Raw genomic sequence first — 23,962 nt, forward strand, 5'->3', positions numbered from 1 at the left:
GCATGAATCAACAGCAATTGCCGATTGATCAGGTATTGCCGGAACTGCTATTGGCTCTCCAAAGCGGTGTGAATGCGGTGCTGATCGCAGAGCCGGGAGCCGGAAAGACGACACGAGTTCCGCTTGCGCTGCTTGATCAGCCATGGCTGGGAAGCAAAAAAATAATAATGCTTGAGCCGCGCAGACTCGCCGCACGTTCAGCCGCTCAGTTTATGGCAAAATCGCTTGGCGAGCAGGCTGGTGAAACGGTTGGTTACCGGGTGAGATTAGATTCTCGGGTTAGTTCGCAAACACGCATTGAAGTGGTGACCGAAGGTGTATTAACGCGCATGCTGCAGGAGGACCCCGCACTCGAGCAGGTTGGGGCGATCTTGTTCGACGAGTTCCATGAACGGCACTTGCATGGCGATCTTGGCTTAACGCTTTGCTTGCAATCACAGCAATTGCTGAGAGATGATTTACGCCTCGTTATTATGTCAGCAACGCTGGATGCAGAGCCGATTGCCGAGCTGCTTGAGGGTGCACCAATTATTAGCAGTGAAGGCCGGGTTTTCCCTGTTGAGACACAGTACATGAAAGCAAAGCTTACGGGACCTATAGAGCCCCACATGGCACGAACGATTATGGAAGCGCTCCGTTCGTTTGATGGAGATGTATTAGCGTTTTTGCCAGGTGTTGCAGAGATACGCCGCACAGCCAGATGGTTAATGGAGAGCGGCGTATCTTCATTTGCTCGAGTAGAGGAGCTGCATGGCAGCTTGCCGCTCGAGAAACAAGATGCGGCTGTTGCTCCATGTGCTGATGGTGAACGCAAGGTTGTGCTTGCGACTTCCATTGCAGAATCAAGTCTGACCGTTGAAGGAATTAAGGTTGTGGTAGACAGCGGCTTAATGCGAGTTCCCCGGTTTTCTCCAAGAACTGGCATGACTCGGTTGGAAACATTGCCTGTTTCGATCGCTTCCGCGGATCAGCGACGAGGGAGAGCAGGACGGTTGGCTAAAGGTGCTTGTTATCGGTTATGGACAGAGCAAGAGCAAGTTTATTTGCCGAAACAGAGTACACCCGAGCTGCTTGAGGCAGATCTTGCTTCCCTAGCCCTTGAGCTAGCCATTTGGGGAATAAAAGATCCGCTGGAGCTTAATTGGTTGACGCCGCCGCCTGCAGCTGCTTATGAGCAAGCGGTTGCTTTGCTGAAAGAGCTAAACGCAATAGACGGTGACAGTAAACCAACAGCCGCGGGAGTGAAAATGGCACAGTTTGGTTTGCATCCGCGGCTCGGTGCCATGATTTTGCAGGCTTCAGAGCTAGGTTCTGCAAGACTCGCATGTGATGCAGCAGCTTTGCTAAGCGAACGTGATTTACTTCCACAGGAGCGCAATGTAGATGTGCAGCTACGGTTGGATTTGTTATATCAGCTGTCCGGAAAAGATGGCAAACTGCTGATGGGCGGCAGCTCCGAGCATCCCAGCAGAGGCGCAGTACGCCGAATTATCGCGCAAGCGGATCAATGGGAGCGGAAATTGTCAGCGCAAACCGCTGCCGAGACAGCTTTTGAAAAAACAGCTCAGCACAAGTCGCCTATTCCAATTGGCATTTTACTGGCATTTGCGTATCCGGACCGAATCGCTCAAAGGCGCAGCGATGGCCGATATTTATTAGCTAACGGCAGAGGAGCTGTACTGCCTGAACTTCAGCCGCTATCGCGTTCAGCTTATCTTGCTGCTTGCGAGCTCGATGATACAGGCTCCGAAAGCCGGATACGGTTAGCGGCTGAACTTCATCTAAGCGATATCGAGCATTATCTAAGTGGCTATATAACAGCTGAAGAGGTCGTAGAGTGGGATGCTGCTGCACAAGCTGTTCGTGCTAGAAAGCGATTGCGACTTGGCAGTATTGTGATGAAAGAAACCATTCTTCAGAAACCGGATGAACAACTTGTAGCGGATGCTTTGATTACTGCGATTCAGGAAATTGGATTTGTAATGCTGCCAATGAGCAAGCAAGCGCAGCAGCTGAAAGCAAGGATGAGGCTCATGGCGCTGGCTGGCGATGATTGGCCCGATGCTTCCGATGAAGCGCTGCTCGGCACGCTCGAAGAGTGGCTGAAGCCGCATCTATTTGGGATGAAGAGCCGTGCTGATTTACAGAAGCTCTCCATGCTTCAGCTGCTTGAAGGCAAGCTTAGCTGGAAGCAAAAACAGGAGCTTGATGAGCAGGTTCCTACCCATATCGTTGTGCCTAGCGGTTCTCGCATACCGATAGACTACAGTGATCCGGAGTCGCCTGTGCTCGCTGTAAGGTTACAAGAGCTATTCGGCCTTACGGATACACCACGACTAGCAAGGGGCAGGTTGCCGGTTACACTGCATCTTTTATCCCCTTCGCAGCGACCGGTTCAAGTCACGCGTGATTTGCGCAGCTTTTGGGAGAATACGTATTTCGAGGTAAAGAAGGATTTGAAAGGACGTTATCCGAAGCATTATTGGCCGGATGATCCTTACACAGCGATGCCGACGAATCGAGCGAAGCCGAGAAACACATAAGGGACTCAGCTGTTTCTGCCTAAGCACGAGAAATCTCCCTATTCTGAGAGGATGTGTGCCAAAGCAATGATCATTTATTTAGTCATACTATATTTGCTGTTTATAAATATTTACACGTTTGCGCTTATGGGCTTTGATAAGAAAAGCGCTAAGAAGCAGCGCAGGCGTGTTCCCGAGAAACGATTGTTTTTGCTGAGTGCCATTGGCGGTGCAGGCGGAACATGGCTTGCGATGAAAAAATGGCGTCATAAAACAAAACATCGCTCGTTTACAGTAGGAATTCCTTTTCTGTTTGTCTTAAATATATTGCTCATTCTAGGAGCTGCCAAGCTTATTGGAATGACTGTAAACTCTTGATTGCTTTGAGAAGCCTTCCTATGGTATATTGGGGCTTCTCTTTTTTTTCTTGCACACCACAAACTTAGGAGGTAACTGACATGACCGTTCAAAGTGCCTATCAAGAAGAGCAGGATCGATTAACCGAGTCGCTGAATGATATTGTAAATCAGCTTCAAGAAATTGGTCCACGCTACAAAGGCGATGATTTCACAGAGCAAATGCTCGATTTACAGCAAGAGGAACGTAGACTTAGACTTGAAATATCGAAGCGTGAGCCTTATTTCGGCCGCATTGATTTTCAAGAGTTGCCAGTGGGCGAAACAAAGCCCTTATATATTGGAAAAGCCGGTGTGGCAAAGCAAGGCAGCAATGAGCTGCTTGTCATCGATTGGCGTGCGCCAGCAGCAAGCTTGTTTTATTCCTTCACAGGCGGAGAAGCGCCAGCTTCTTATCAATCGCCTGACGGAGAAATTGAAGGATATGTCCATTTAAAGCGAAATTTCATGATCCGCCAGGGAGAAATCATTCGTCTGGTTGATAGTTATGTACGCGGCCAAGAAGAAGGCTCGGTAACGGATGAATTCCTTTTGTATCGCTTAGGAGAGAACAAGGATAATAAGCTGCGTGATATCGTTTCTACGATTCAAGGCGAGCAAGATCGTATTATTCGTGCGGATCGTAACAAAGCGTTGTTTATACAGGGCGTCGCGGGAAGCGGTAAAACGACCGTTGCGCTGCATAGACTTGCTTTCTTGCTTTATCAGTACGCTGATCGGATGCGAGCGGAGCGTATGATTATCTTTGCACCTAACCGAATGTTCCTAGACTACATATCCGGTGTATTGCCAGAGCTAGGCGTGGGTGATATTCAGCAAACGACATTCAGTGACTGGTCTCTTGAGCTCCTTGAGAAAACAGTAACTGTCAGCGATCCGTCTGATACGATGGCTTATTGGTTCGAAGAACGCAGAACCGCTTCAGAAGTGGAGAATGCATCCGGACGTTTTAAAGGGAATCTCGATTTTAAAGCAATTATAGATGAGCGGATCGCTAACTTTGAGCAACGGATTGTGCCAACGACATCTTTTTTGCCAATTGACGGGCTTGAGCTGTCGCCAGAGCAAATTCGCGAGTGGTATGATACCGATTATGGCGAAGAGACGCTCATGAAGAAACGGGATCGACTGGTTAGTCGAATTCGTCGCTGGATGGAGTCCGAGCTTAAGATGAAGCGGATTGTTGATAAAAAAATAAGAGCGAAGGCGCTCACTAAGTTTAATAGCTACACCAAAAAAATTCCGGCCTATACCTCTTTACAGCTATATGCTTCGTTATTCAGCGGCAAACAGCTTGAGAGCCGTATTCCTAAGGTTATCGCAGCTGCAACTGCCGAACGATTAAAGAAAGAAATGGCTGCTGCGGAGGATTTGGCACCACTCGCCTATATCCAGCTTCAGCTATTTGGATTGCCGAAGCAGTTTTTCGATCATATCGTTATAGATGAAGCACAGGATTATTCTCCGTTTCAGCTGGAAGTACTGCGGCTGTGTCAAAGAACGGCATCGATGACCGTGCTAGGCGATTTGCAGCAAGGAATTCATGCCTACGCAGGCGTACAAAGCTGGACAGAGCTTACCGCTTTGTTTAATGAAGAGCAGATTGACTTTTATGAGCTCAATCGAAGCTATCGTTCGACAATGGAAATTATTGAATTTGCCAACAAAATTTTAGGAAGCATGATCGGTGAAGTCAAACCTGCGGTGCCTGTTTTCCGAAGCGGAGATGCCGTTCTTGCAGTACCAGTTGAAAACGATAATTGGTTAGCTTCCATTGAAGGTACTATCCGTGAATGGCAATCGAAGGCGGAATATGAGACGATTTCTGTCATTGGCCGTACAGCGATTGAATGCGAAGAAATTTATAACTTCTTGATTAAGCAAGGTTTGGATGCTTCGTTAGTGCAGAGCAAGCAACCTGCATATGGCGGCGGCCTGTCTGTAGTACCTGTCTACTTGTCTAAAGGTTTGGAATTCGATGCCGTTCTTGTAGCAGATGCGAGCGAGGAAGCTTATTCTGAGCTTGATGCGAAGCTATTGTACGTCGGATGCACGCGCGCCTTGCATAAGCTTAAGCTGTTTTATCGCGGAAAACTCACATTACTGCTGGGCGACGAAGCTTAATTTCGATATAATAGGCAGCAACATAACGTCTATCCGGAGGCTACTTATTTATGAACTGGGACGAATGGCTGCCGCCAGTATGGCTCTCTTTGAGAGTATCTATTATTGCTAGCATTATCGTTGCCATTATTGGAATGCTCGTAGCACGCTTCATGTCACGGCATTCTTTTAAAGGCAAAAGTATCATAGAAACCTTCTTCATGCTTCCGCTGGTCCTGCCCCCAACCGTCGTTGGGTTCATTCTTCTCATAACGCTTGGACGAGGGAGCTGGATTGGTAAAGCATACGAGTGGTTATTTGCTCAACCTATCGTTTTCTCATGGATCGCCGCGGTTATCGCGGCGGTCATTGTTGCGTTTCCGCTCGTTTATCAGACGATGAAGGTTGGTTTTCTTTCCGTCGATCGCCATCTTGAGGATTCTGCACGTTCAGCAGGAGCCAGTGAGCTGCAGGTGCTGAGATATATCACGCTGCCGCTTGCTAAACGATCACTGACTACGGCATACCTGCTAGGATTTGCTAGAGGCCTTGGCGAGTTTGGCGCAACCTTGATGATTGCAGGAAATATACCAGGTCGCACGCAGACAGTACCTACTGCTATATACATCGCTGTTGAGACAGGTGAAATGGGAATGGCTTGGGCTTGGACGATAGCTATCATTTCGTTCTCTTTTGTCATGCTGCTGTTTACGGGACGCAAATTGGAACAATAATGTGAAGGACGAATCCGAATCCAGTTTTTCTGCGTATTACTTGCGGAGAAGGAGCGTGCCCGAAGATGCCTACTGTCATGGATTCACCAGAAAATTTGAAATCTGCTTTGCTTGAAATAGAGAAATGGGAAAAAGAACAGAAGGATTTATGGTTTTGGGAAAAGCTTGGGCGTTTGCCATTTATGCTGCTCGACAAAATTACTCCAAAGTTTATACAGGAAAAACTTGGACTTGCAGTGGATGAGATCGGAAGCTATATTCAAAATGGCGGGAAATATTTGATTTCGGAGCGTTCGGTTATTGATAAACTGCATCATAATGCGGCTCAGAACGATGTGCTTCTTGGAGCCGATCATGAAGAGATGACCATTAACGATGTGGCTAATATGCCGTTGTCTATTTTAAACTTAACTGCTGAGCAATTGGCATCCAGTCGTTCGAAAATGGCCACGCTTCAAGGGGCAACGACAGGAATTGGCGGCATTTTTACATTAGCGATCGATATTCCAGCAATACTCGGCTTATCGCTGAAGATCATTCAAGAAATTGCGATTTGCTATGGATTTGATCCAAAAAGCAAGGAAGAACGTGTATTTGCAGTTAAAGTAATGCAATTTGCTTCTTCAGATATTGTAGGGAAAAAAGCGATACTTGATGAGCTCAGTGCTTATGAGGAAATGAACCGAAGCAATCAAATGCTGTCGCAGCTGCAGGGCTGGAGTGAAGTGGTTGCTGTTTATCGGGACAATTTTGGCTGGAAGAAGCTATTTCAAATGATACCTGTGGCAGGCATGTTATTCGGAGCGTTCATCAATCGGGGCATGCTGAATGATGTTGCAGAAGCAGCAACCATGCTGTATCGAAAACGCAGAGTATTGATAAAGCTGGGGGAAAATGAGGCGAAAGCATAATGACGACGAGCAGCATGAGAAAGACCATAGCCGAGCAAGCGATTGCTTTTCTAGGTGAAGCGTATTATGAGCTTGGAAAAACCGAAGAAGAAGCGAAGCGGCGAATTGATGAAGTGCTGAAGCAATTAGAGGATACTGGTTATTATACACATACGTATGAAGAGCTAAGGCATGGTGCAAAGATGGCGTGGCGGAACAATAACCGCTGTATCGGTCGATTGTTTTGGCAGACGCTGGAAGTATTCGATGCACGCGATATAGTGGATGAACAAGACGCTGCAAAACGAATCTTCCAACATATGAGCTATGCAACAAATGGAGGTAGGATTAGGCCAGCTATTACGATTTTTCCGGCCAGCCACTCCCAAAATAACGTAATAATTTGGAATCATCAGCTTGTACGTTATGCAGGTTACCGCGAGGGGGAAGCTATTATTGGCGATCCTGCCTCCGCAGCCTTTACAGCTGTTTGTGAGAAGCTGGGCTGGAAGGGGGAAGGTAGTCGATTTGACGTGCTTCCGCTAGTCATTTCGCTTTCAGGAAAATCGCCTAAATGGTATGAACTGCCTAAAGAGAACGTGCTAGAGGTTGCGTTGACGCATCCTGAAAATCAGGAGTTCGAGCAGCTCGCATTGCAGTGGTACGCCGTTCCTTTTATATCCGATATGGAGCTTGAAATTGGTGGAATTTTGTATAAGGCTGCTCCTTTTAATGGATGGTACATGGGTACTGAAATCGGAGCGAGAAACCTATCGGACACCAGTCGCTATAATCAGCTGCCGAATGTTGCAAAGCTTTTTCAATTTGATATGTCAACGAATACTTCGTTATGGAAGGACCGTGCTTTAACGGAGCTTAATGTAGCTGTACTGTATTCATTCAAAAAGCAGGGCGTCAGCATTGTTGACCATCATACAGCATCGGAGCAGTTTCTACGTTTTGAGAAGCAAGAGCAGGAGCAGGGTAGAGCTGTGACCGGTCGTTGGTCATGGCTTATACCGCCTATGTCACCCGCTACAACGGGCATATGGCATCGCAGCTTTGATGATGCGGAACGAACGCCTGCTTATCGAGCGCAAGCTGCTCCATATTAAGGAAATAATGTATGAAATGTAGTAAGATAAATAGAGGAATGTTAGTTCATGAATTGGGCTAATCTCCTCTATTTTTTTATTTTAAGCATGTGAAGTCGAATTTTGAGATGAACTTGCTTTTGCAGAGAAAATTATGAATGCCTGATTGTTTTAATAGGAGACTAAAAAAATAAGGAGGCTCTTTATGGGAAAATTTATTAGCCATGTACAGATTCCAGTGAAAAACTTGGAGGATGCAGCTTTATGGTATATTACCAATCTCGATTGTACGTTACATGCTAATTTCGGTGAATTTGCTATTATAGGCTTTAAGGGAGATAAAACACATATCTTTTTATGGCAGTCTTCAGATAAGGAATCATCAACGTTTACAGTTAACGGCGAACCGTTTCCGAGCATTGGTTTTCAGGTAGAGGATATGGATGAGCTTTGCAGAAAGCTATCTGAAGCTGGCGTCAAGGTACATGGTGACCCAAAAGCACCGCCAGGCGAGGAAGGAAGAAGATTTTTGAAATTTTTTGATCCCGATGGCAATATGTTGGTCGCACATACTATCTAGGAATGTTAATTTTAGTAAACTGTAATCAACTGAGAGACTTTTATTAGCTGACGTTAAACGATATAAGAATCATACATAAGGATGAGCAGGCATTGGGGTGTCTTGCACATTTTATTTTAGGTAAACCAAGAAAAGGGGGTATGTGATGAGATTCAAAATGCTGCTTCTTTTGGCGATATTTCTTATCCTTTCAAGTTGCCTTAAACTCGGCTATAAATCGATAGATGAAGCTATGAAACACGCTGGAATACAATCCAAACAAATTTATCATCAATATGAAGTGGAAAAAGGAGTCATTTTATTTTATGAAAATCCAAGCGGAGGCATAGATGCTGGTATTGTTTATAATGAGGGAAATAGGTATAAATGGGGCTTCGGCGGCGGTACGGTGCCGTTTTCTTCGGAGAGGGATGTTGACTGGGGATGGGTTAACCTTGATAACAATGCAAAAAAAGAAGATAAGCAGTACCAGCTTTATTATGGCATTATAAATGAACAGTCGATTGCCAGACTTCATATCGAAGATAAAGGTACAAACAAACATATTGATAAAGATGCAGAAATAGTGGAGCTACAAAATGGGACTAAGCTATGGTTTGCTTTGCAAGATCGTTATAGCGAGGTTTATCCTGGTTTCATATTGAATGGATTTAATGTAGACAACAAAAATGTATTTCATTTTGAGTGATTGGCAACCATTTTTTTGTGCATATGGGTAATTAATTCGAACGAATCTTAGCAGGAGATCCTCAAAAATTACGCAACATAAAATTATTAACATACGTCGAAGTAGATGTGTGTACTTTTAATTTGAATGTTAGAGAGGCAGGGGTTCTTGTGCAAAAGTTTGTCTGCTTGGTATTGTTTATTACGGTTTGTATATCTGGTTGTTCCACAAAGTCTGATCCCGCAGCATCAAACCGAACTTCCGTAAATACTGTAGTTGAAGAAAATTTGCCATTTGCACAATTGCCAGTGAATGAAATAAAGGAAATTGTTATCATAGAACCTGATGGCATAGATTTAGAGCCAATGCCTAAACCATTAGCGACTCTTACCGAGAAAAATGAATTTCAAGCATTTTCAGAAGCAATAAAAGATGCGGTTAGAGCTACAGGGGAGGTTGTTGCTATCGGACCGAACTACGACATTGTCGTAAAATATTCATCCTCAGAGCAACGTTTTCGATACTGGAATAGCAAACCTCTAAAAATGATTACAGATCTTGAAGTACAAAAGTCATATTTCTTAAGTGAAGAAGCAATCAATCAAATTGATGAGTTAATCAACAAGCGGCTGACAAACTCTGTAAAGGATTAGGTAAACAATGATCTGAACAATTAACTGAACGAGGCAGCCGGTAGGATGACAGCCTTCCCGTGCTACTTTGAGGTTATTTTAAAGGGAAGATGGAGGCATTACAAAGGTGCGGAAAAATATGAATATCGTACTAATCGGTATGTCAGGAGCGGGTAAAAGCACTTTAGGTGTATTGCTTGCAAAAGCTTTAGGAATGGATTTCATCGATACAGATCTTATTATTCAACAACTAGAAGGTAGGTTGCTGCAAGAAATAATTGATCATGAGGGTATCGACAAATTTATGGAAATCGAAGAGAAAATCGTTTCTGAACTGGAACTGAATAATTGTGTGATTTCTACAGGTGGAAGTGTTATCTATTCAAATAAAGCTATGAATGCCCTGAAACAGGTTGGGCAGATTGTGTATTTACATGTCCCATATGAAGAAATTCAAAAGCGGCTCATAAACATAACAACCAGAGGGATTGTAATGAAGAAAGGAAATAGCCTGAAGGACGTTTATGAGGAAAGATTGCCGCTATACATGAAGTATAGTGATATAACTTTTGATTGCTCAAATAAGGATATCGAACGTTGTGTTAGTGAAATTATAGAGAGCATGCAGGAATAAAGGAGCGAAAAAGCGCACCTAATGTATAACATTTATTACATAATTAATCGTGTAAGGGGAGTAGAAACAGCTTGAGGCCGTACGGGAGAATCATATTCATCTCATTTCGGGCCATGCTGAAGATGATTGCTATATCGTATTTTTAAGCTCTTTCGCCTGCATATCCAGCTGCCGCGCCGCTTCTCCAATGCTGATGAATTCATCGACAGCCCGTTGAATGCGCAGCTGGCTTTCCGCAACGACCTCTTGTGAGAGTTTGGTGCCGTTCACGACCTCATGAACATGGTTTACGATATCTTCTACATACCCATTTACTTCTTTGGTTGCTTCCTGGACTTGACCAGCCAGCTTGCGCACCTCTATCGCGACCACATTGAAGCCCCGGCCATGCTCACCGGCATGTGCAGCTTCGATTGCCGCATTTAAAGATAAAATATTCGTTTGCGACGCAACGTCGCGGATGGTACGAACGATTTTACGAATGAAGCTTGTTTGTTGTTCCAGAAGGTGGAGAACAGTCATATTATCGCTTGCACCTACAGCCACTCTTTCAATTGCCGCTTCCACTTCTTGGCTGTGTGATATCCCTTCTTGGGCACGGCTGAGCAGCTCCTCGGACATTTTTAGCAAATTTTCTGTCATCTGAGAAGTAGCCTGTTCGCGGGCATTAATATCGGTTGCCATTTTTAAAATCGCAATAACACGGCCTTCTTCATCTCTGACCGGCATGTAAGTGGCCTCCAGCCAGATTGCATTTCCGGTTTTTGTAATCCGCAAAATTTTATTCTGAAAGGGTAGTCCATTGCGCAAGTCTTCCCAGAGTTTGGCATACGCAGTGCTATTCACAAATTGTTGCGAACAAAATTGCTTATGCAGCATGCCTGGCATTTCTGAGGAGTGATATCCCATAGCTTGCGCAAAATTTTCGTTTGCCCATAAAACCTTCCCTTGAACATCGAATTCGATCATGGCGAGCGACTGCTCAATAGCTGTAAGAACAGCTCGCTTGTCCAATACCTGGGTAGTCATATGTAGCATGGTGTTACGTTCTGTCATGTCGAGATTCTCCTTCATTCGTTCGAATGCTTATAGTAAGCAAAAATAGCCTTCACAACATTCTACAAACATTGTACATGTTGTGCAAGATATTATTATCAAGGGTTTGAAATACACTTGGAACATGTTTGAAATTCTATCAGATTCAGTTGAGAGATTAATGTGATTGGTTCTCTCATCTGATGTCGCGAAGAGGCGAGATATGCTATTCTAAGTAGATGACATCAGCTTGTTTGGAGGAATTATAAACGTGGATTTTAATATGCAATATTTATCCTTTTTCGTTATTCATACCGATGGTGAAGAGAGTGCCACATCATCAGGAAAACGGTTTAAGCATTATCAGACTTTAGAAGAGGACACGTATGAAGATAGTGAAATTCAAAGGTTTTTGGATGATGAATTTAAACGGATCGTCAAAAGAAAAGTAGAGCGCAATCCTAACTCAGCAGGCGCGCCAACGAAGATTGGTCGATTTATGGTCGAGCCCGGTTATGAACTCGGTAGCAATCAGAACTACAATTTATTTCAGCGACTGCGTGACGCGGATTCCAAGGAGCGCTTTATCGGCATTGCCGACGAGCTCGTTCGAATCTACATGGATACGAGTGCAGTAAGGGGAGGCGCATTTATTATTGCGTTATCCAAGCTTAATACGTATTTCGATGAGCCGTTTTTATTTTTGCTGAAATGTGATTTTGAGCCTAAGATTGCTCGTATTTCGGATGAAAAAAGCCTAATCTCCCAGGTGGAGATGGCGATATCTGCTCGCAGCATCAAATCGATTCAGTATCCGCATATGCCAGAGGAGGGCATGCTAGAGCATTGGGAGCTAAAAATTCATCAGGCGTCGCACGCTCGATATTTTGAAGATTTCTTAAAATATGTTTCTTATGAGAAGCCTTTGCCTGAGGTCATGGGTGAGCAAGTGGTGGAGATGGTTCATCAATATATTGCGGATAAGTGGCAAGAGGATGAAAGCTCGGAGCGCCGCGAGGAAGAAAATGCGGTTGAGGTGTGGGCGGCAAGTGAGAAGCGCGACCTTCAGGAGTGGTGGACGCCGGAGCAGGTAGGAGTTGCAGCAGCGGCATTAGTAGAGCAGAAGCCGGATTTACCTTTTACATTTAAACTAGGCGACGTTACAGTAAAAGGACTGCTTGCTGACTTTGGCGACAGCATCCATTTTGCCAAGCATAACGGACGTTAAGTCGTCGTAATTGAAGGGGATTCCTTCCAATTCGATAAAGGCATGTCGCCGGTTGAGCTCGTCCAGCCGCTTGATCTGGTTGATGTTATGCCGCGTATCGGAAGCAAGAAGCCTGCTGAGGATGCGGATTCCGGATATAGCTACACCCCTGCTGGAGAAGGCTCAGGCAATAACGATGATGTTCCATGGTAAGTCATCTAGTACGTATGAAATTTCACTTTGAAGGAGAGGATATTTAAGTGGACAACTTATTTTTTATAGAAATAGGCATGGGATGCGATCTACACGGTCAAAATATTACAAAGGCATCGGTGCGCGCGGTACAAAACGCGATTCATCATAACTCGATGCCCGGACTGCGATCCGTACTGCCAGGAGGAACGCTTGATAACATGAAGGTGCGGGTAAGGCTTGCACTTCCTTGTGATCATGAGCTTCTTGACGTTGAGCAGGTAAAAGCAGTGCTGCCGTATGGACAAGTGACTGTAGAAGTCATACACGGCGGCATGCTGACGACTAGCGGTGTAGTACTGCCGGACAAAGATGATAAAAACGATTTGATTTACATCGTTAATGCATCAGTTGAGGTGGGCTACTAGTAGCATCTCCATTGCAAAAGGGAGAAGACGATGGTTTTAAAGCTTGCACTATTCGTATTATTGCTCGTATTTACAGCTTTTTTTGTCGCGACTGAATTTGCAATTATTCGTATGCGATCAAGCCGCGTCAATCAGATGGTAGCAGAGGGCATGAAAAATGCTAGAGCGGTTGAGCAGGTAACGAGCAAGCTTGACGGTTATTTATCTGCCTGCCAGCTCGGCATTACGATTACGGCGCTTGGCCTCGGATGGTTGGGAGAACCAACGATTGAGCTTATATTGCACCCGTTATTTGATCGGATACATATCGAGGGCGAGCTAAGCTCGGTGCTTTCGTTTGTCATTTCCTTCATCATTGTAACGTACTTGCATGTCGTGCTAGGAGAACTTGCTCCCAAAACGTTAGCCATCATTAAATCGGAAGAAGTCAGTCAGTTTACAGCTCCAATTATCATCGTTTTTTATAAGGTGATGTATCCGTTTATTTGGCTTCTCAACGGATCTGCTAACTCCTTGGTAAGATTGCTGGGCTTAAAGCCAGCGAATGAGCATGAGGCTCATTCCGAAGAGGAAATCCGCATCATTTTGTCGGAAAGCTATGAGAGCGGGAAAATTAATAAAAGTGAGTATGGCTATGTCAACCGGATTTTTGCGTTTGATGAGCGGCTTGCGAGAGAGATTATGGTTCCTCGGACGGATATGGCCTGTTTGTATGTGGATCATACTCGCGCAGAGAACCTCGAAATTATAATAAGAGAGCAATACACACGTTTCCCTGTGGCCAAAGGAAGCAAAGACAACATCATTGGGATATTAAATACAAAGCAATTTTTTCTCCGCTATGAAACAAACCGAGATATCGACGTAACATCTCTGCTTCAGCCCGTTATGTCAGTTCCTGAAGTCATGCCGATCAATAAGCTGCTCCGCAAAATGCAGCAGGAACGCGTTCAAATTGCAATTTTGTTGGACGAATATGGTGGAACGGCGGGGCTCATCACCATCGAAGACATCATAGAAGAAATAGTAGGGGAAATCCGTGATGAGTTCGATGAGGATGAAGTGAAAGAAATCGAATATATTGAGCAGCAGCGTTATTTGGTTAACGGCAAGGCGCTAATTAGTGATTGGAACGAAATTGCAGGAACTGATCTTGAAAGTGAAGAAGTAGATTCAGTAGGCGGTTGGCTCTTTAATCAGAAGCCCGAGCTTCCTATCGGAGAGCCGTGGACCTATGGGAATATGACCTTCATTATTCGTGAACGTGACGACAATCGAATCCGGAAAATCGAAATTCATACTGATTTGATCGAAAATGAAATGGGAACCTACGGACATGCATAGGCTTGTATAGAGTGAGTAATTTTCAGTCTATTTCTAGGAGGAGATTGGGCGTTGGGCGATCTAATTAATGCGATTATTATGGGTATCGTGGAGGGCCTTACTGAGTTTTTACCAGTTTCATCAACGGGTCACTTGATTTTAACAGCGGAGCTGTTGAATTTTACAGGTGATCGAGCGAAAACCTTTGAGGTGGTCATTCAATTTGGCGCAGTGCTGGCTGTGCTTGTGTTATACCGAAATCGGTTTGCGAGTTTACTTAATTTCAAGGTAGGCAAAAATTCGGGTTTGAATGCTCTTCACATCATTATTGCAATGGCACCGGCGGGAGCTTGTGCTGTTCTGCTTCATTCATTTATAAAAGGCGAGTTGTTCGTTGCTGAGAAGGTGCTGATTGGTCTTGTGGCGGGCGGAATACTGATGATTATCGCCGATCGTGTACGAAAGAAGCCGACTGCAGAGGAGCTTGATGACATTACCTACAAGCAGGCCTTTGCTGTTGGATGTTTTCAGATACTCGCATTATGGCCGGGGTTCTCGCGTTCAGGCTCGACGATATCTGGCGGCATGCTGTTTGGTGTAAGCCAGAAGGCTGCGGCAGAGTTTACTTTTTTAGTATCCGTCCCGATTATGGCTGGAGCGAGTGGAATAGACCTACTTAAAAGCCGAGAGTTTCTCACGATGTCGGATTTGCCTCTCTTTCTAATTGGGCTAATAGCTGCATTTGTTGTAGGTATGATTGCGGTCGTAACGTTTATAAACATGATGAAAAAAATTAGGCTTTCATGGTTTGCCTATTATCGTTTTGCGCTCGCAGCACTTTTTTATTTTATTATTTTATAAATGGAGAAAACACTGATTTTCGACAAAATTATCGAGAATGATTTTCAACTACATATAATGTAGCAAAAATTCGCTTGGATCAACTATCATTAATTTATATCCAATCGATCATTTTTTCTAATAAATCCGAGATAATCAGGGCAAATTGCCCTGATTTCTTTGTTTTGTGGATGAATAACGATCTTTTTCCATAAAATTGTAATTTAGGAGCATGAAATCATCGTTGATGGATTTGTCTGATTATGTTAGGTTAATAATTATTGAAGCACTTCTGAAGCACTAATTTTAAAATATAAGAATTTATAAGTTTGTTAGCTTATAAAGGGCTTATATTTCTCCGTCAAAGCTGCTTCAGCGTCTAGAGGACGCCGATGGCGTTTTGCTTGTCTGACTATGAAAACTAATGATGATTTTATGTTTATGAGAGGTGGATATTGTTGCAACTTCAGGTAACGAACAGTCCTTTTAATCAAGAGCAAGTTGACCTTCTGAATCGCCTTGTACCATCACTAACGGAGTCTCAGCAAATTTGGCTGACAGGTTATTTGTTTGCTCGTCAAGCATCAGCAGGTCCATTAACGATTAGTGCGGATGTGCAGGCTGTCTCCGAAGGAGCAGCAGTTGCAGAAGTCATTTCGGCTATCAGTCAACCAGCGGTTTCCCGTGAGGTTACTGTACTGTTTGGCTCTCAAACCGGCAATTGCCAGCGGGTAGCTACCAGCTTATCGCGCAAGCTGGAAGAACAGGGTCTGCAAGTAACACTTGCGCCAATGAACAAGTTTAAGACGAACAATTTGAAAAAAGTCGAAAACCTGTTTTTGGTTGTCAGTACTCATGGTGAAGGGGAACCGCCGGATAATGCGAAGAGCTTCCACGAGTTCCTTTACAGCAAGCGAGCTCCGCAGCTAGAAAACGTAAGCTTTTCTGTCTTGTCGCTTGGCGATACGTCGTATGAATTTTTCTGTCAAACGGGTAAAGACTTTGATCAACGTCTTGAAGAGCTTGGTGCAAAACGTCTTGTTCCTCGTGTAGATTGTGATCTCGATTACGATGAGGCTGTTGCTGGCTGGTCAGCAGAGGTTATCAGCTCATTAAATGATCGTTTGAATGCTGCCTCGGGAACGACTGCAGCTATAGCGCAAACAAGCAGCGAAACAACACCAGAACAATCCGCCTATTCGCGAAACAACCCTTTTAAGGCTGAAGTTCTTGCGAATATTAACTTGAATGGCCGCGGCTCTGATCGGGAAACTCGTCATTTGGAGCTGTCGCTTGAAGGCTCTAATTTACAATATGAACCAGGAGATAGCCTTGGTATTTATCCGGAAAATCATCCAGAGCTAGTGGATGCAATTATTAAGCAAATGAATTGGAATGCTGAAGAAGTTGTTCCGATCAATAAGAGCGGTGAGCAGGGCTCATTGCGTGAAGCTCTACTTAAGTATTATGAAATTACAGCTCTAACGAAACCGCTGATCACGCAAGCAGCCGAACTGACTTCGAACTCAGCACTTCGTGAACTGCTAGTTCAAGGGCAAGAGCAAGCGCTTAGAAGCTACATTAACGGTCGTGATCTGCTTGATTTATTGCAGGATTTTGAGCCATGGCAAGGAAGCGCAAAACAATTTGTTGCTATCTTGCGTAAGCTGCCTGCAAGACTTTATTCCATTGCCAGCAGTTTTAAAGCGAATGAGGATGAGGTTCATCTTACCGTGAGAGCTGTTCGTTATGAGTCTCATGGTCGTGAGCGTTATGGGGTATGCTCCGTACATTGTGCAGAGCGTGTACAACCAGGCGACAGTCTGCCGATCTATATTCAACAAAATCCGAATTTCAAGCTGCCTGCGGATACGAATACTCCAATTATTATGATTGGTCCAGGTACTGGTGTTGCTCCATTCCGTGCATTCCTTGAAGAGCGCGAGGAAATTGGCGCAGAAGGAAAATCATGGTTGTTCTATGGAGATCGCCACTTTGTTACGGATTTCCTATATCAGACCGATTGGCAAAGAATGCTTAAAGACGGCGTCTTGACCAAACTTGATGTGGCTTTCTCCCGCGATACGGAAGAGAAGGTATATGTACAGCATCGTTTGCTGCAGAAGAGCCGTGAACTATTCGAATGGCTTCAAGCCGGCGCTTATGTTTATATTTGCGGTGATGAGAAACATATGGCACATGATGTGCATACGGCTCTATTAACTGTTATTGAGCAAGAGGGCGGATTAAGCGCTGAGCAAGCGGCAGCTTATTTGAATGATATGCAGGATCAACAACGCTACCAACGTGATGTTTATTAATAAATAGATAACAACAAGAGTACTTGAATGATTGCGAGAGGAGACAGCAACAATGGCGAAAGAGCAGTTGGTAAAACCTATCGGTGGACCGCCAAGTGAAGTTGAGCATATCAAAAGCGAAAGCAACTATTTGCGCGGCGCATTAGTAGAAACGATGAGAAATCCGATTACAGGCGGTTTGCCTGAGGATGACAATCGGTTGTTGAAGTTTCATGGAAGTTATATGCAGGATGACAGAGATTTGCGCAACGAGCGTGAAAAGCAGAAGCTGGAGCCCGCATTTCAATTCATGATCCGGGTAGTACTGCCAAGCGGTGTAGCAACCTCTAATCAATGGCTTGCCATGGATGAACTAGCTCACAAGTACGGCAACGGGACTTTGCGTCTCACGACACGTCAAACGTTCCAAATGCATGGCATTTTGAAATGGAATTTGAAGCCTACGCTTCAAAAAATCAATAGCGAGCTGATGACTACTCTTGCTGCCTGCGGTGACGTCAATCGGAACGTTATGTGCAGTCCAAATCCTTTTCAATCGAACCATCATGAGGAAGTTAGCTACTGGGCACGTCAAGTGAATGATCATTTGGCACCGCGTACTCGCGCTTATCATGAAATTTGGTTGGACGGAGAAAAAGTAATCGATGGTAAAGAGGATGGAGCGGAAGTAGAGCCTATCTACGGACCTGTATATTTGCCGCGTAAGTTCAAAATTGGATTTGCGATTCCGCCTTTTAATGATGTAGATGTATTCTCTCAAGACATCGGCTACATTGCAATCGTGGAAGATGGCAAGCTGAAGGGCTTTAACATTTCCGTTGGCGGCGGTATGGGGATGACACACGGCGATACAACGACTTATCCGCAGCTTGGTAAAGTGATTGGCTTCTGTCCGCCAGAGCGAATTGTGGAGCTTGCCGAGAAGACCGTTATGATTCAACGTGACTATGGCAACCGTTCGGTTCGCAAAAACGCTCGGTTTAAGTATACGATTGACCGTCATGGGATTGATTGGTTCAAAACCGAGCTGCAAAACCGTCTTGGCTGGCAGCTTGAAGAGGTACGTCCTTATCAATTCCAAAATAACGGAGACCGTTATGGCTGGCTAAAGGGAAGCAACGGCAAATGGAATTTGACGTTGTTTATCCAAAGCGGACGTATTGAGGATCAAGAAGGCAACCCGCAAATGACGGGTTTACGCGAAATCGCTAAAGTTCATACAGGCGACTTCCGCATTACTCCGAATCAGAATCTTATTATCGGTAATGTCAGCAGCCAGAAGAAACGCAAAATTACGGAGCTAGCAGAGCAATACGGACTTACGGACGGTACGCAGCACTCTGCGCTGCGCCGAAGCTCATTATCTTGTGTTTCGTTGCCGACTTGCGGTCTTGCTATGGCGGAAGCAGAACGTTACCTTCCAACACTGATCGATAAGCTGGAGCCGATTATTAATGAAGCAGGACTGCGTGACCAGGAGATCAACATTAGGATGACTGGATGCCCGAACGGCTGCGCAAGACCAGCGCTTGGAGAAATCTCATTTATCGGCAAGGCACTCGGCAAATACAATATGTATATGGGCGCAGGCTATGCAGGTGATAGACTAAACAAGCTTTACCGTGAAAATATTGATGAGACCGAAATTCTCGATACTTTAAAACCGATTATTAATCAGTATGCGAAGGAACGGGAAACGGGCGAGCATTTCGGAGATTTCGTAATTCGTGCAGGTTATGTAAAGGCTGTTCATGATGGTCAACAATTCCATAACTAATAAGTATAAATTAAGCAAAAGAAGACTAGGGCGTTATGCCTTAGTCTTCTTTGTTATGAAGAGCACGATGAATCATCGATGAAATAAGATTGACCCTATTCATTAAATGTGTTAATTTGGTAAAAATCATCGGAGTGGAGCGTGCTTATGCCGAAATCAGCGATATTAATTAAACCAACGATCGAATACCGCGAAGCGTATATATCCTTTTATGAGGACTGGATAAAGAGCGGTGAAGATATGGTGCCGTGGGTCATTGAGAGAGAACCGGAAGATTTTAATGCCATGTTAGATTTTTTGTATGCTGAAGATACTGAATCCAAAATATCAAGCAGTGATCGTGTTCCTCATACCACTTATTGGCTCCTAAGTGAGGACAACTTAATTGTAGGAGCGGTTAATATTCGGCATCGATTGAATGAAAAACTGCTCAATCAAGGCGGCCATATCGGATATGGCGTTCGTCCATCGGAGAGAAGAAAAGGGTATGCCAATATCATATTATCAAATACGTTGGAGCTGTTAAAAGATTGGGGTCATCAAAAAGTTCTAGTTGTTTGTGATAAAGGGAATACCGGCTCAGAAAAAACGATTTTAAAAAACGGTGGCGTGTTGGAATCAGAATTCGTAGAGGAAAATGGCAATATTATTAAAAGGTTTTGGTTAGGCCTATAATCAATGCAGTTAGCTATTTTTTTAGCATTTGCAAACCATAAGCAGGTTTCCGTCGGGGTCTTTAAAGCTGAAAAAGTGACCATGTTCAATTTCGCTTACAAGCTCTACATTCTTATCACGCATGAACTGAAAAGCAGCATGGATGTCATCCGTATTAAAATGAAAAATAGGTGTTCTTGCATAAGTATCTTCTGTATAGATTTTACTGTCTAAAACAAGGTTTTGGCCGTTGTTATCTAAAGGAATACAGCATAAATGACCTGCAATGATATCATAGGTAGGCTCCAATTCAAGAATGGAGCAATACCATTCACGAGCTTTTTCAATATCGCTGACCGTAACAAAGATTGCTCCTACTCTATTTATAATAATACCCATCATGAAACACTCTCCTTTAGTTTTACATTTATTCTATCATGCTTAGTAGGCGAGTTCACTTCATTTTTCCATCATTAGTATAAAAAAAGAGGTTATTCCAATTGCTCGGAATAACCTCTTTAACTTATTGATCGCGAAGCAGCTTCTTATCAAGAATAAATGTGCCAAATGGAAGGAAAGCTGCGATAAACGCTGCTGCTGCCTTGAGAATCGACCAGCGGTGTTTAATCCAAACATGGAAGACAGCAAGGATATAAAGAACGAATAAGAGGCCATGAAGTCCGCCTACAATAGTCACAGGTTCTGGAATATCAGCCCAGTATTTGAGGGGCATTGCTATTAAAAGTAGTAATAGAAAAGATAACCCTTCGATGAAACCAACGACCCGCAGACGACCCATTGCGGTTTTAAGCATTAAAAAACCTCCATTTAATAAGATTGCGAGCGAGGCTCTAGTCCTGCCCACAATAGTTCTACGATTTCGAACGCGGCTTGTTCCACTGTTTTTTCATTATTAATGATTTCTTTACGGTTTCGTACCGTTAACATAGCTGTAAAGACATGAGCAAGCAACATCGAATCACCCCGTTTGATTTCGCCCTCGTCCATTGCCTTCTGAAATACACTCCCAATTAATTCGTGTATCGCTTGCTCACTCGTACGAATGCTCGTTATTTGCTCCTCAGTCAAACCGCTGGATGCTTCCCGCATCATCGTTTCAAACTCAACATGAGCATTGTTCATATGGCGCTCAGCAACAACAAGCATTCTTTCCTTCAGTGACCCGGTGCTGCTAACAATTTTTGAAGTTTGATCATAAGCCATCTTTAGAACAAATTGAAGACATTCCGTGAACAAAACGCTTTTATTATTAAAATAATAATAAACGCTTGCTTTAGTAACCCCGCATGCTTGGGCTACACTTTCTAATGAAACTTTTTCGAAACCTTGCTCCATAAATAAAAAGGCTGCTGTGCGCAAAATTTGCTGCATCGTCTGAATTGAACCTGTGCCTTTGGGCCGGCCTGGTTTGCGTTTTATTTGGTCCTCGCTCATCGACATGCCCTCCATTCATCAAATTGTAATAAATATGAATTGATTAATTAACCTTTCGGTATATATAATTAAATTATCGCTTGAGTTAATTTTAAACGATATTAGTCGTAATGTGAAATGGAGGATTTGTCAAATGATCGAAAGATTAGCAGGAATGGTCGCTGGACGACGTACAAGGTGGATAACATTAGTTGCGTGGATTGTATTAGCCGGGCTGGTAACTGTATTTCTGCCAGCTGTGGGCGACAAAGAAGTAAGCAATGCTCCAAACCTAGAGGCTGACAGCCCGTCCGTTGTCGCTGATGAGTTAATAAAAGATAAGTTTCCAAGCTCCTCTGGCATTCCAGCATTGGTGGTCTGGCATCGAGAAGGCGGCTTAACAGAAGCGGATTATGCGCTTATTCAAAAAACGACGCAGAAGATTGTTGAAAATCCGTTGAAAGAGCAAGGCGAGGTTATACCTCTTCATCAAATGCCTTTACCTGCTTTGCAAAAATTTGCTTCTGAGGACGGAACGACACTCGTTCAGCCGATTCAGTTCGGTGAAGCAACAGAAACTGAAGTTTTGAAGGAAAATATTGAGTCCATTAAAGCTATCATCGGAGAAGCATCAGGTAAAGAACCTTTTTCCATACCTATCGATGATGATGCTGAATTAAGCGTGCGTGTCAGTGGTCCAGTTGGTATTTCGGTTGATGCAACCGATTTGTTCAAAGGAGCGGATGTATCACTGATGATCGCAACAGTACTTATCGTACTAGTCTTGCTGCTCCTCATTTACCGCTCACCGATTCTTGCTATCATTCCACTAATTGGTGTTGGATTTGCTTATGCTGTTACAGGACCATTGCTTGGCTTTATGGCAGGTGAAGGCTGGATAACGGTGGATGGTCAAGCTATATCCATTATGACTGTGCTCTTATTCGGAGCGGGTACTGATTATTGTTTATTTTTCATCTCGCATTTCCGTCAAGAGCTTACTCGTGAAAGTGACAAAATGAAAGCACTAAAACGATCGTTCAAGGACGCCTCAGGTGCTATTGCAATGAGCGGCTTTACGGTAGTTCTTTCTTTGCTAGCTTTGCTTGCGGCTAAGTACGGTGCTTATGATCGCTTCGCAATTCCATTCAGTTTATCGATCCTTATTATGGGAATCGCAAGTTTGACGCTGGTTCCGGCATTGCTTTCGATTATTGGAAGAGCTTCCTTTTACCCGTTTATCCCGCGTACAGATGCGATGGGGCATGCACATGCGGACAAAAAAGGAAAAGTGTACCGTAAGCCGAATTCGGAGAAAAAGCTCGGCTCCAAAATTGGAAATCTCGTAATAACGAAGCCGTGGATGGTCGTTATCACCTCTGTTTTGATACTAGGAATTTTCGCAAGCTTCTCCAGTCAAATTAAATTTACTTATGATCTGCTGTCTTCTTTTCCAGAGGATATGCCTTCAAGAGAAGGGTTTGAAGTGATTTCGAAGTCATTTACGCCAGGAGATTTAGCGCCGATTACAGTGGTTGCTGCGACGGATGGTGCAGTACCTGAGTTAGCAGAAAAACTTGCTGCTGTCCCGCTTGTAGATCATGTTCAGGAGCCGCAGCCGAGCGTTAATGACCCTAATTTACTATCGTATACGGTCATCTTGAATACGAATCCATATTCCCAGGAAGCAATGGAGACGATTCCGTTACTCCGTGCGGCGGCAGAAGCTGCGCTTACGAATGGAAACGTTGCTGAGGCTGATCAAAAAGTATGGATCGCTGGCCAGACAGCTACACAATATGATGCTAAGGTGCTGACGGATCATGATAATAATGTCATTATTCCTTTAGTTATCGGACTCATCATGATTCTGCTGTTTGCTTATTTAAGATCCATTACTGCAACATTATACTTAATCGGCACTGTATTGCTGTCGTATGCAGCCGCACTAGGCTTGGGCTGGGTGATCCTGCATTACATCATGGGCGTTGACGCCATTCAAGGTGCAATTCCGCTTTATGCATTCGTTTTCCTCATTGCGCTTGGTGAAGACTACAATATATTTATGATCTCAAGCATTTGGAAAAAGAGCAAAACGCTGCCGCTGAAGCAAGCCATCAAAGAAGGGGTTAGCGAAACGGGCGGTGTTATCACTTCAGCAGGACTTATTCTTGCAGCTACGTTTGCCGTGCTTGCGACGCTTCCTATCCAAGTGCTTGTCCAGTTTGGCCTCATAACAGCGATTGGGGTATTAATGGATACCTTTATCGTTCGTCCATTCCTCGTACCGGCTATTACGACTTTACTAGGCAAGAGAGCGTTCTGGCCAGCAAAAGTATCGCTAGTAGAGGAATCCAAGCAAAAGGCAAAAGGATAATAACTAAAAAAGCTGTTTCGATCGTAGCTTCCACTACGGGAGAAACAGCTTTTTCATTGCTATAAATGAAACATTTTCCCAAAAGAAACCGTCTTAACCTAA

General features: G+C 44.1%; 21 protein-coding genes and 1 pseudogene. 18 read left to right on the forward strand and 4 right to left on the reverse strand.

What is annotated here, in order from left to right; all coding sequences use genetic code 11:
- The first annotated feature begins 2 nt into the window (after positions 1-2).
- The 10 genes from hrpB (at position 3) to thrB (ending at position 10,272) form a co-directional block, all read left to right on the forward strand.
- Complete coding sequence (gene hrpB / locus AC1DOV_RS15305; RefSeq protein WP_477550345.1) at positions 3-2,543, forward strand: ATP-dependent helicase HrpB; 2,541 nt, start codon at positions 3-5, stop codon at positions 2,541-2,543.
- A 66-nt stretch (positions 2,544-2,609) separates the two neighbouring features.
- Positions 2,610-2,900 (forward strand): DUF1294 domain-containing protein, encoded by a 291-nt coding sequence (locus AC1DOV_RS15310; RefSeq protein WP_339209079.1) that lies wholly within the window; start codon positions 2,610-2,612, stop codon positions 2,898-2,900.
- 80 nt (positions 2,901-2,980) lie between these two features.
- Positions 2,981-5,062: a HelD family protein gene (locus AC1DOV_RS15315; protein WP_477550346.1), complete on the forward strand. Its 2,082-nt coding sequence runs from the start codon at positions 2,981-2,983 to the stop codon at positions 5,060-5,062.
- A gap of 50 nt (positions 5,063-5,112) precedes the next feature.
- A complete protein-coding gene (gene modB, locus AC1DOV_RS15320) occupies positions 5,113-5,775 on the forward strand; it encodes a molybdate ABC transporter permease subunit (RefSeq protein WP_441884647.1) in 663 nt (220 codons plus the stop codon).
- A gap of 65 nt (positions 5,776-5,840) precedes the next feature.
- Positions 5,841-6,686 carry an EcsC family protein gene (locus tag AC1DOV_RS15325; RefSeq protein ID WP_477550347.1) on the forward strand — a complete coding sequence of 282 codons (846 nt, stop codon included), beginning with the start codon at positions 5,841-5,843 and terminating at the stop codon, positions 6,684-6,686.
- Positions 6,686-7,780, forward strand: coding sequence for a nitric oxide synthase oxygenase (locus AC1DOV_RS15330; protein WP_477550348.1), 1,095 nt, complete (start codon positions 6,686-6,688; stop codon positions 7,778-7,780). The genes AC1DOV_RS15325 and AC1DOV_RS15330 overlap by 1 nt, the downstream gene beginning before the upstream one ends.
- Before the next feature lie 184 nt (positions 7,781-7,964).
- Positions 7,965-8,339: a VOC family protein gene (locus AC1DOV_RS15335; RefSeq protein ID WP_477550349.1), complete on the forward strand. Its 375-nt coding sequence runs from the start codon at positions 7,965-7,967 to the stop codon at positions 8,337-8,339.
- Positions 8,340-8,484: 145 nt separating this feature from the next.
- A complete protein-coding gene (locus AC1DOV_RS15340; protein WP_477512735.1) occupies positions 8,485-9,027 on the forward strand; it encodes a hypothetical protein in 543 nt (180 codons plus the stop codon).
- Between the two features lie 149 nt (positions 9,028-9,176).
- A complete protein-coding gene (locus tag AC1DOV_RS15345) occupies positions 9,177-9,659 on the forward strand; it encodes a YhfM domain-containing protein (protein WP_477512736.1) in 483 nt (160 codons plus the stop codon).
- Between the two features lie 118 nt (positions 9,660-9,777).
- On the forward strand, positions 9,778-10,272 hold the full coding sequence (thrB, locus tag AC1DOV_RS15350) for a homoserine kinase (protein WP_477550350.1): 495 nt from the start codon (positions 9,778-9,780) through the stop codon (positions 10,270-10,272).
- A gap of 129 nt (positions 10,273-10,401) precedes the next feature.
- Here the strand turns inward: thrB and AC1DOV_RS15355 are convergent, their stop codons facing one another.
- On the reverse strand, positions 10,402-11,328 hold the full coding sequence (locus AC1DOV_RS15355; protein ID WP_477550351.1) for a methyl-accepting chemotaxis protein: 927 nt from the start codon (positions 11,326-11,328) through the stop codon (positions 10,402-10,404).
- Between the two features lie 250 nt (positions 11,329-11,578).
- On the opposite strand from AC1DOV_RS15355, the pseudogene AC1DOV_RS15360 reads away from it, so the two are divergent.
- The 7 genes and pseudogenes from AC1DOV_RS15360 to AC1DOV_RS15390 all read left to right on the forward strand — a co-directional run bounded on the left by AC1DOV_RS15360 (position 11,579) and on the right by AC1DOV_RS15390 (position 20,070).
- A pseudogene (locus tag AC1DOV_RS15360) lies at positions 11,579-12,727 on the forward strand (DUF3900 domain-containing protein).
- A 47-nt stretch (positions 12,728-12,774) separates the two neighbouring features.
- Positions 12,775-13,134, forward strand: coding sequence for a Lin0512 family protein (locus AC1DOV_RS15365; RefSeq protein ID WP_076269289.1), 360 nt, complete (start codon positions 12,775-12,777; stop codon positions 13,132-13,134).
- 30 nt (positions 13,135-13,164) lie between these two features.
- Positions 13,165-14,478, forward strand: coding sequence for a hemolysin family protein (locus tag AC1DOV_RS15370; protein WP_477550352.1), 1,314 nt, complete (start codon positions 13,165-13,167; stop codon positions 14,476-14,478).
- Between the two features lie 51 nt (positions 14,479-14,529).
- Positions 14,530-15,318: an undecaprenyl-diphosphate phosphatase gene (locus AC1DOV_RS15375; RefSeq protein ID WP_441884629.1), complete on the forward strand. Its 789-nt coding sequence runs from the start codon at positions 14,530-14,532 to the stop codon at positions 15,316-15,318.
- Positions 15,319-15,755: 437 nt separating this feature from the next.
- Positions 15,756-17,618: an assimilatory sulfite reductase (NADPH) flavoprotein subunit gene (locus tag AC1DOV_RS15380; RefSeq protein ID WP_477550389.1), complete on the forward strand. Its 1,863-nt coding sequence runs from the start codon at positions 15,756-15,758 to the stop codon at positions 17,616-17,618.
- A gap of 52 nt (positions 17,619-17,670) precedes the next feature.
- Positions 17,671-19,395 carry an assimilatory sulfite reductase (NADPH) hemoprotein subunit gene (gene cysI / locus AC1DOV_RS15385; protein WP_477550353.1) on the forward strand — a complete coding sequence of 575 codons (1,725 nt, stop codon included), beginning with the start codon at positions 17,671-17,673 and terminating at the stop codon, positions 19,393-19,395.
- Positions 19,396-19,542: 147 nt separating this feature from the next.
- A complete protein-coding gene (locus AC1DOV_RS15390) occupies positions 19,543-20,070 on the forward strand; it encodes a GNAT family N-acetyltransferase (protein WP_477550354.1) in 528 nt (175 codons plus the stop codon).
- Between the two features lie 21 nt (positions 20,071-20,091).
- Here the strand turns inward: AC1DOV_RS15390 and AC1DOV_RS15395 are convergent, their stop codons facing one another.
- The 3 genes from AC1DOV_RS15395 to AC1DOV_RS15405 form a co-directional block, all read right to left on the reverse strand.
- Entirely contained in the window at positions 20,092-20,451 is a 360-nt protein-coding gene (locus AC1DOV_RS15395; protein WP_477511980.1) for a VOC family protein, read from the reverse strand.
- Between the two features lie 121 nt (positions 20,452-20,572).
- On the reverse strand, positions 20,573-20,863 hold the full coding sequence (locus AC1DOV_RS15400; protein ID WP_076269299.1) for a DUF3817 domain-containing protein: 291 nt from the start codon (positions 20,861-20,863) through the stop codon (positions 20,573-20,575).
- Positions 20,864-20,877: 14 nt separating this feature from the next.
- Complete coding sequence (locus AC1DOV_RS15405) at positions 20,878-21,504, reverse strand: TetR/AcrR family transcriptional regulator (RefSeq protein WP_076269300.1); 627 nt, start codon at positions 21,502-21,504, stop codon at positions 20,878-20,880.
- Between the two features lie 133 nt (positions 21,505-21,637).
- Between AC1DOV_RS15405 and AC1DOV_RS15410 the strand changes: the two genes are divergently transcribed.
- Positions 21,638-23,860 carry an MMPL family transporter gene (locus AC1DOV_RS15410; RefSeq protein WP_477511981.1) on the forward strand — a complete coding sequence of 741 codons (2,223 nt, stop codon included), beginning with the start codon at positions 21,638-21,640 and terminating at the stop codon, positions 23,858-23,860.
- The last annotated feature ends 102 nt before the right edge of the window (positions 23,861-23,962 follow it).

The sequence above is a fragment of the Paenibacillus sp. 01T47 genome, assembly GCF_056398245.1.

What these genes read in the sequence shown, in the direction of transcription:
- AC1DOV_RS15340 (WP_477512735.1), top strand. Translation starts at nt 8,485, where the DNA reads ATGAGATTCAAAATGCTGCTTCTTTTGGCGATATTTCTTATCCTTTCA.
- AC1DOV_RS15390 (WP_477550354.1), top strand. Translation starts at nt 19,543, where the DNA reads ATGCCGAAATCAGCGATATTAATTAAACCAACGATCGAATACCGCGAA.
- AC1DOV_RS15325 (WP_477550347.1), top strand. Translation starts at nt 5,841, where the DNA reads ATGCCTACTGTCATGGATTCACCAGAAAATTTGAAATCTGCTTTGCTT.
- modB (WP_441884647.1), top strand. Translation starts at nt 5,113, where the DNA reads ATGAACTGGGACGAATGGCTGCCGCCAGTATGGCTCTCTTTGAGAGTA.
- AC1DOV_RS15400 (WP_076269299.1), bottom strand. Translation starts at nt 20,863, where the DNA reads ATGCTTAAAACCGCAATGGGTCGTCTGCGGGTCGTTGGTTTCATCGAA.
- hrpB (WP_477550345.1), top strand. Translation starts at nt 3, where the DNA reads ATGAATCAACAGCAATTGCCGATTGATCAGGTATTGCCGGAACTGCTA.
- AC1DOV_RS15370 (WP_477550352.1), top strand. Translation starts at nt 13,165, where the DNA reads ATGGTTTTAAAGCTTGCACTATTCGTATTATTGCTCGTATTTACAGCT.
- AC1DOV_RS15315 (WP_477550346.1), top strand. Translation starts at nt 2,981, where the DNA reads ATGACCGTTCAAAGTGCCTATCAAGAAGAGCAGGATCGATTAACCGAG.
- AC1DOV_RS15330 (WP_477550348.1), top strand. Translation starts at nt 6,686, where the DNA reads ATGACGACGAGCAGCATGAGAAAGACCATAGCCGAGCAAGCGATTGCT.
- AC1DOV_RS15335 (WP_477550349.1), top strand. Translation starts at nt 7,965, where the DNA reads ATGGGAAAATTTATTAGCCATGTACAGATTCCAGTGAAAAACTTGGAG.
- AC1DOV_RS15395 (WP_477511980.1), bottom strand. Translation starts at nt 20,451, where the DNA reads ATGATGGGTATTATTATAAATAGAGTAGGAGCAATCTTTGTTACGGTC.
- AC1DOV_RS15355 (WP_477550351.1), bottom strand. Translation starts at nt 11,328, where the DNA reads ATGACAGAACGTAACACCATGCTACATATGACTACCCAGGTATTGGAC.
- AC1DOV_RS15310 (WP_339209079.1), top strand. Translation starts at nt 2,610, where the DNA reads ATGATCATTTATTTAGTCATACTATATTTGCTGTTTATAAATATTTAC.
- cysI (WP_477550353.1), top strand. Translation starts at nt 17,671, where the DNA reads ATGGCGAAAGAGCAGTTGGTAAAACCTATCGGTGGACCGCCAAGTGAA.
- AC1DOV_RS15405 (WP_076269300.1), bottom strand. Translation starts at nt 21,504, where the DNA reads ATGAGCGAGGACCAAATAAAACGCAAACCAGGCCGGCCCAAAGGCACA.
- thrB (WP_477550350.1), top strand. Translation starts at nt 9,778, where the DNA reads ATGAATATCGTACTAATCGGTATGTCAGGAGCGGGTAAAAGCACTTTA.
- AC1DOV_RS15410 (WP_477511981.1), top strand. Translation starts at nt 21,638, where the DNA reads ATGATCGAAAGATTAGCAGGAATGGTCGCTGGACGACGTACAAGGTGG.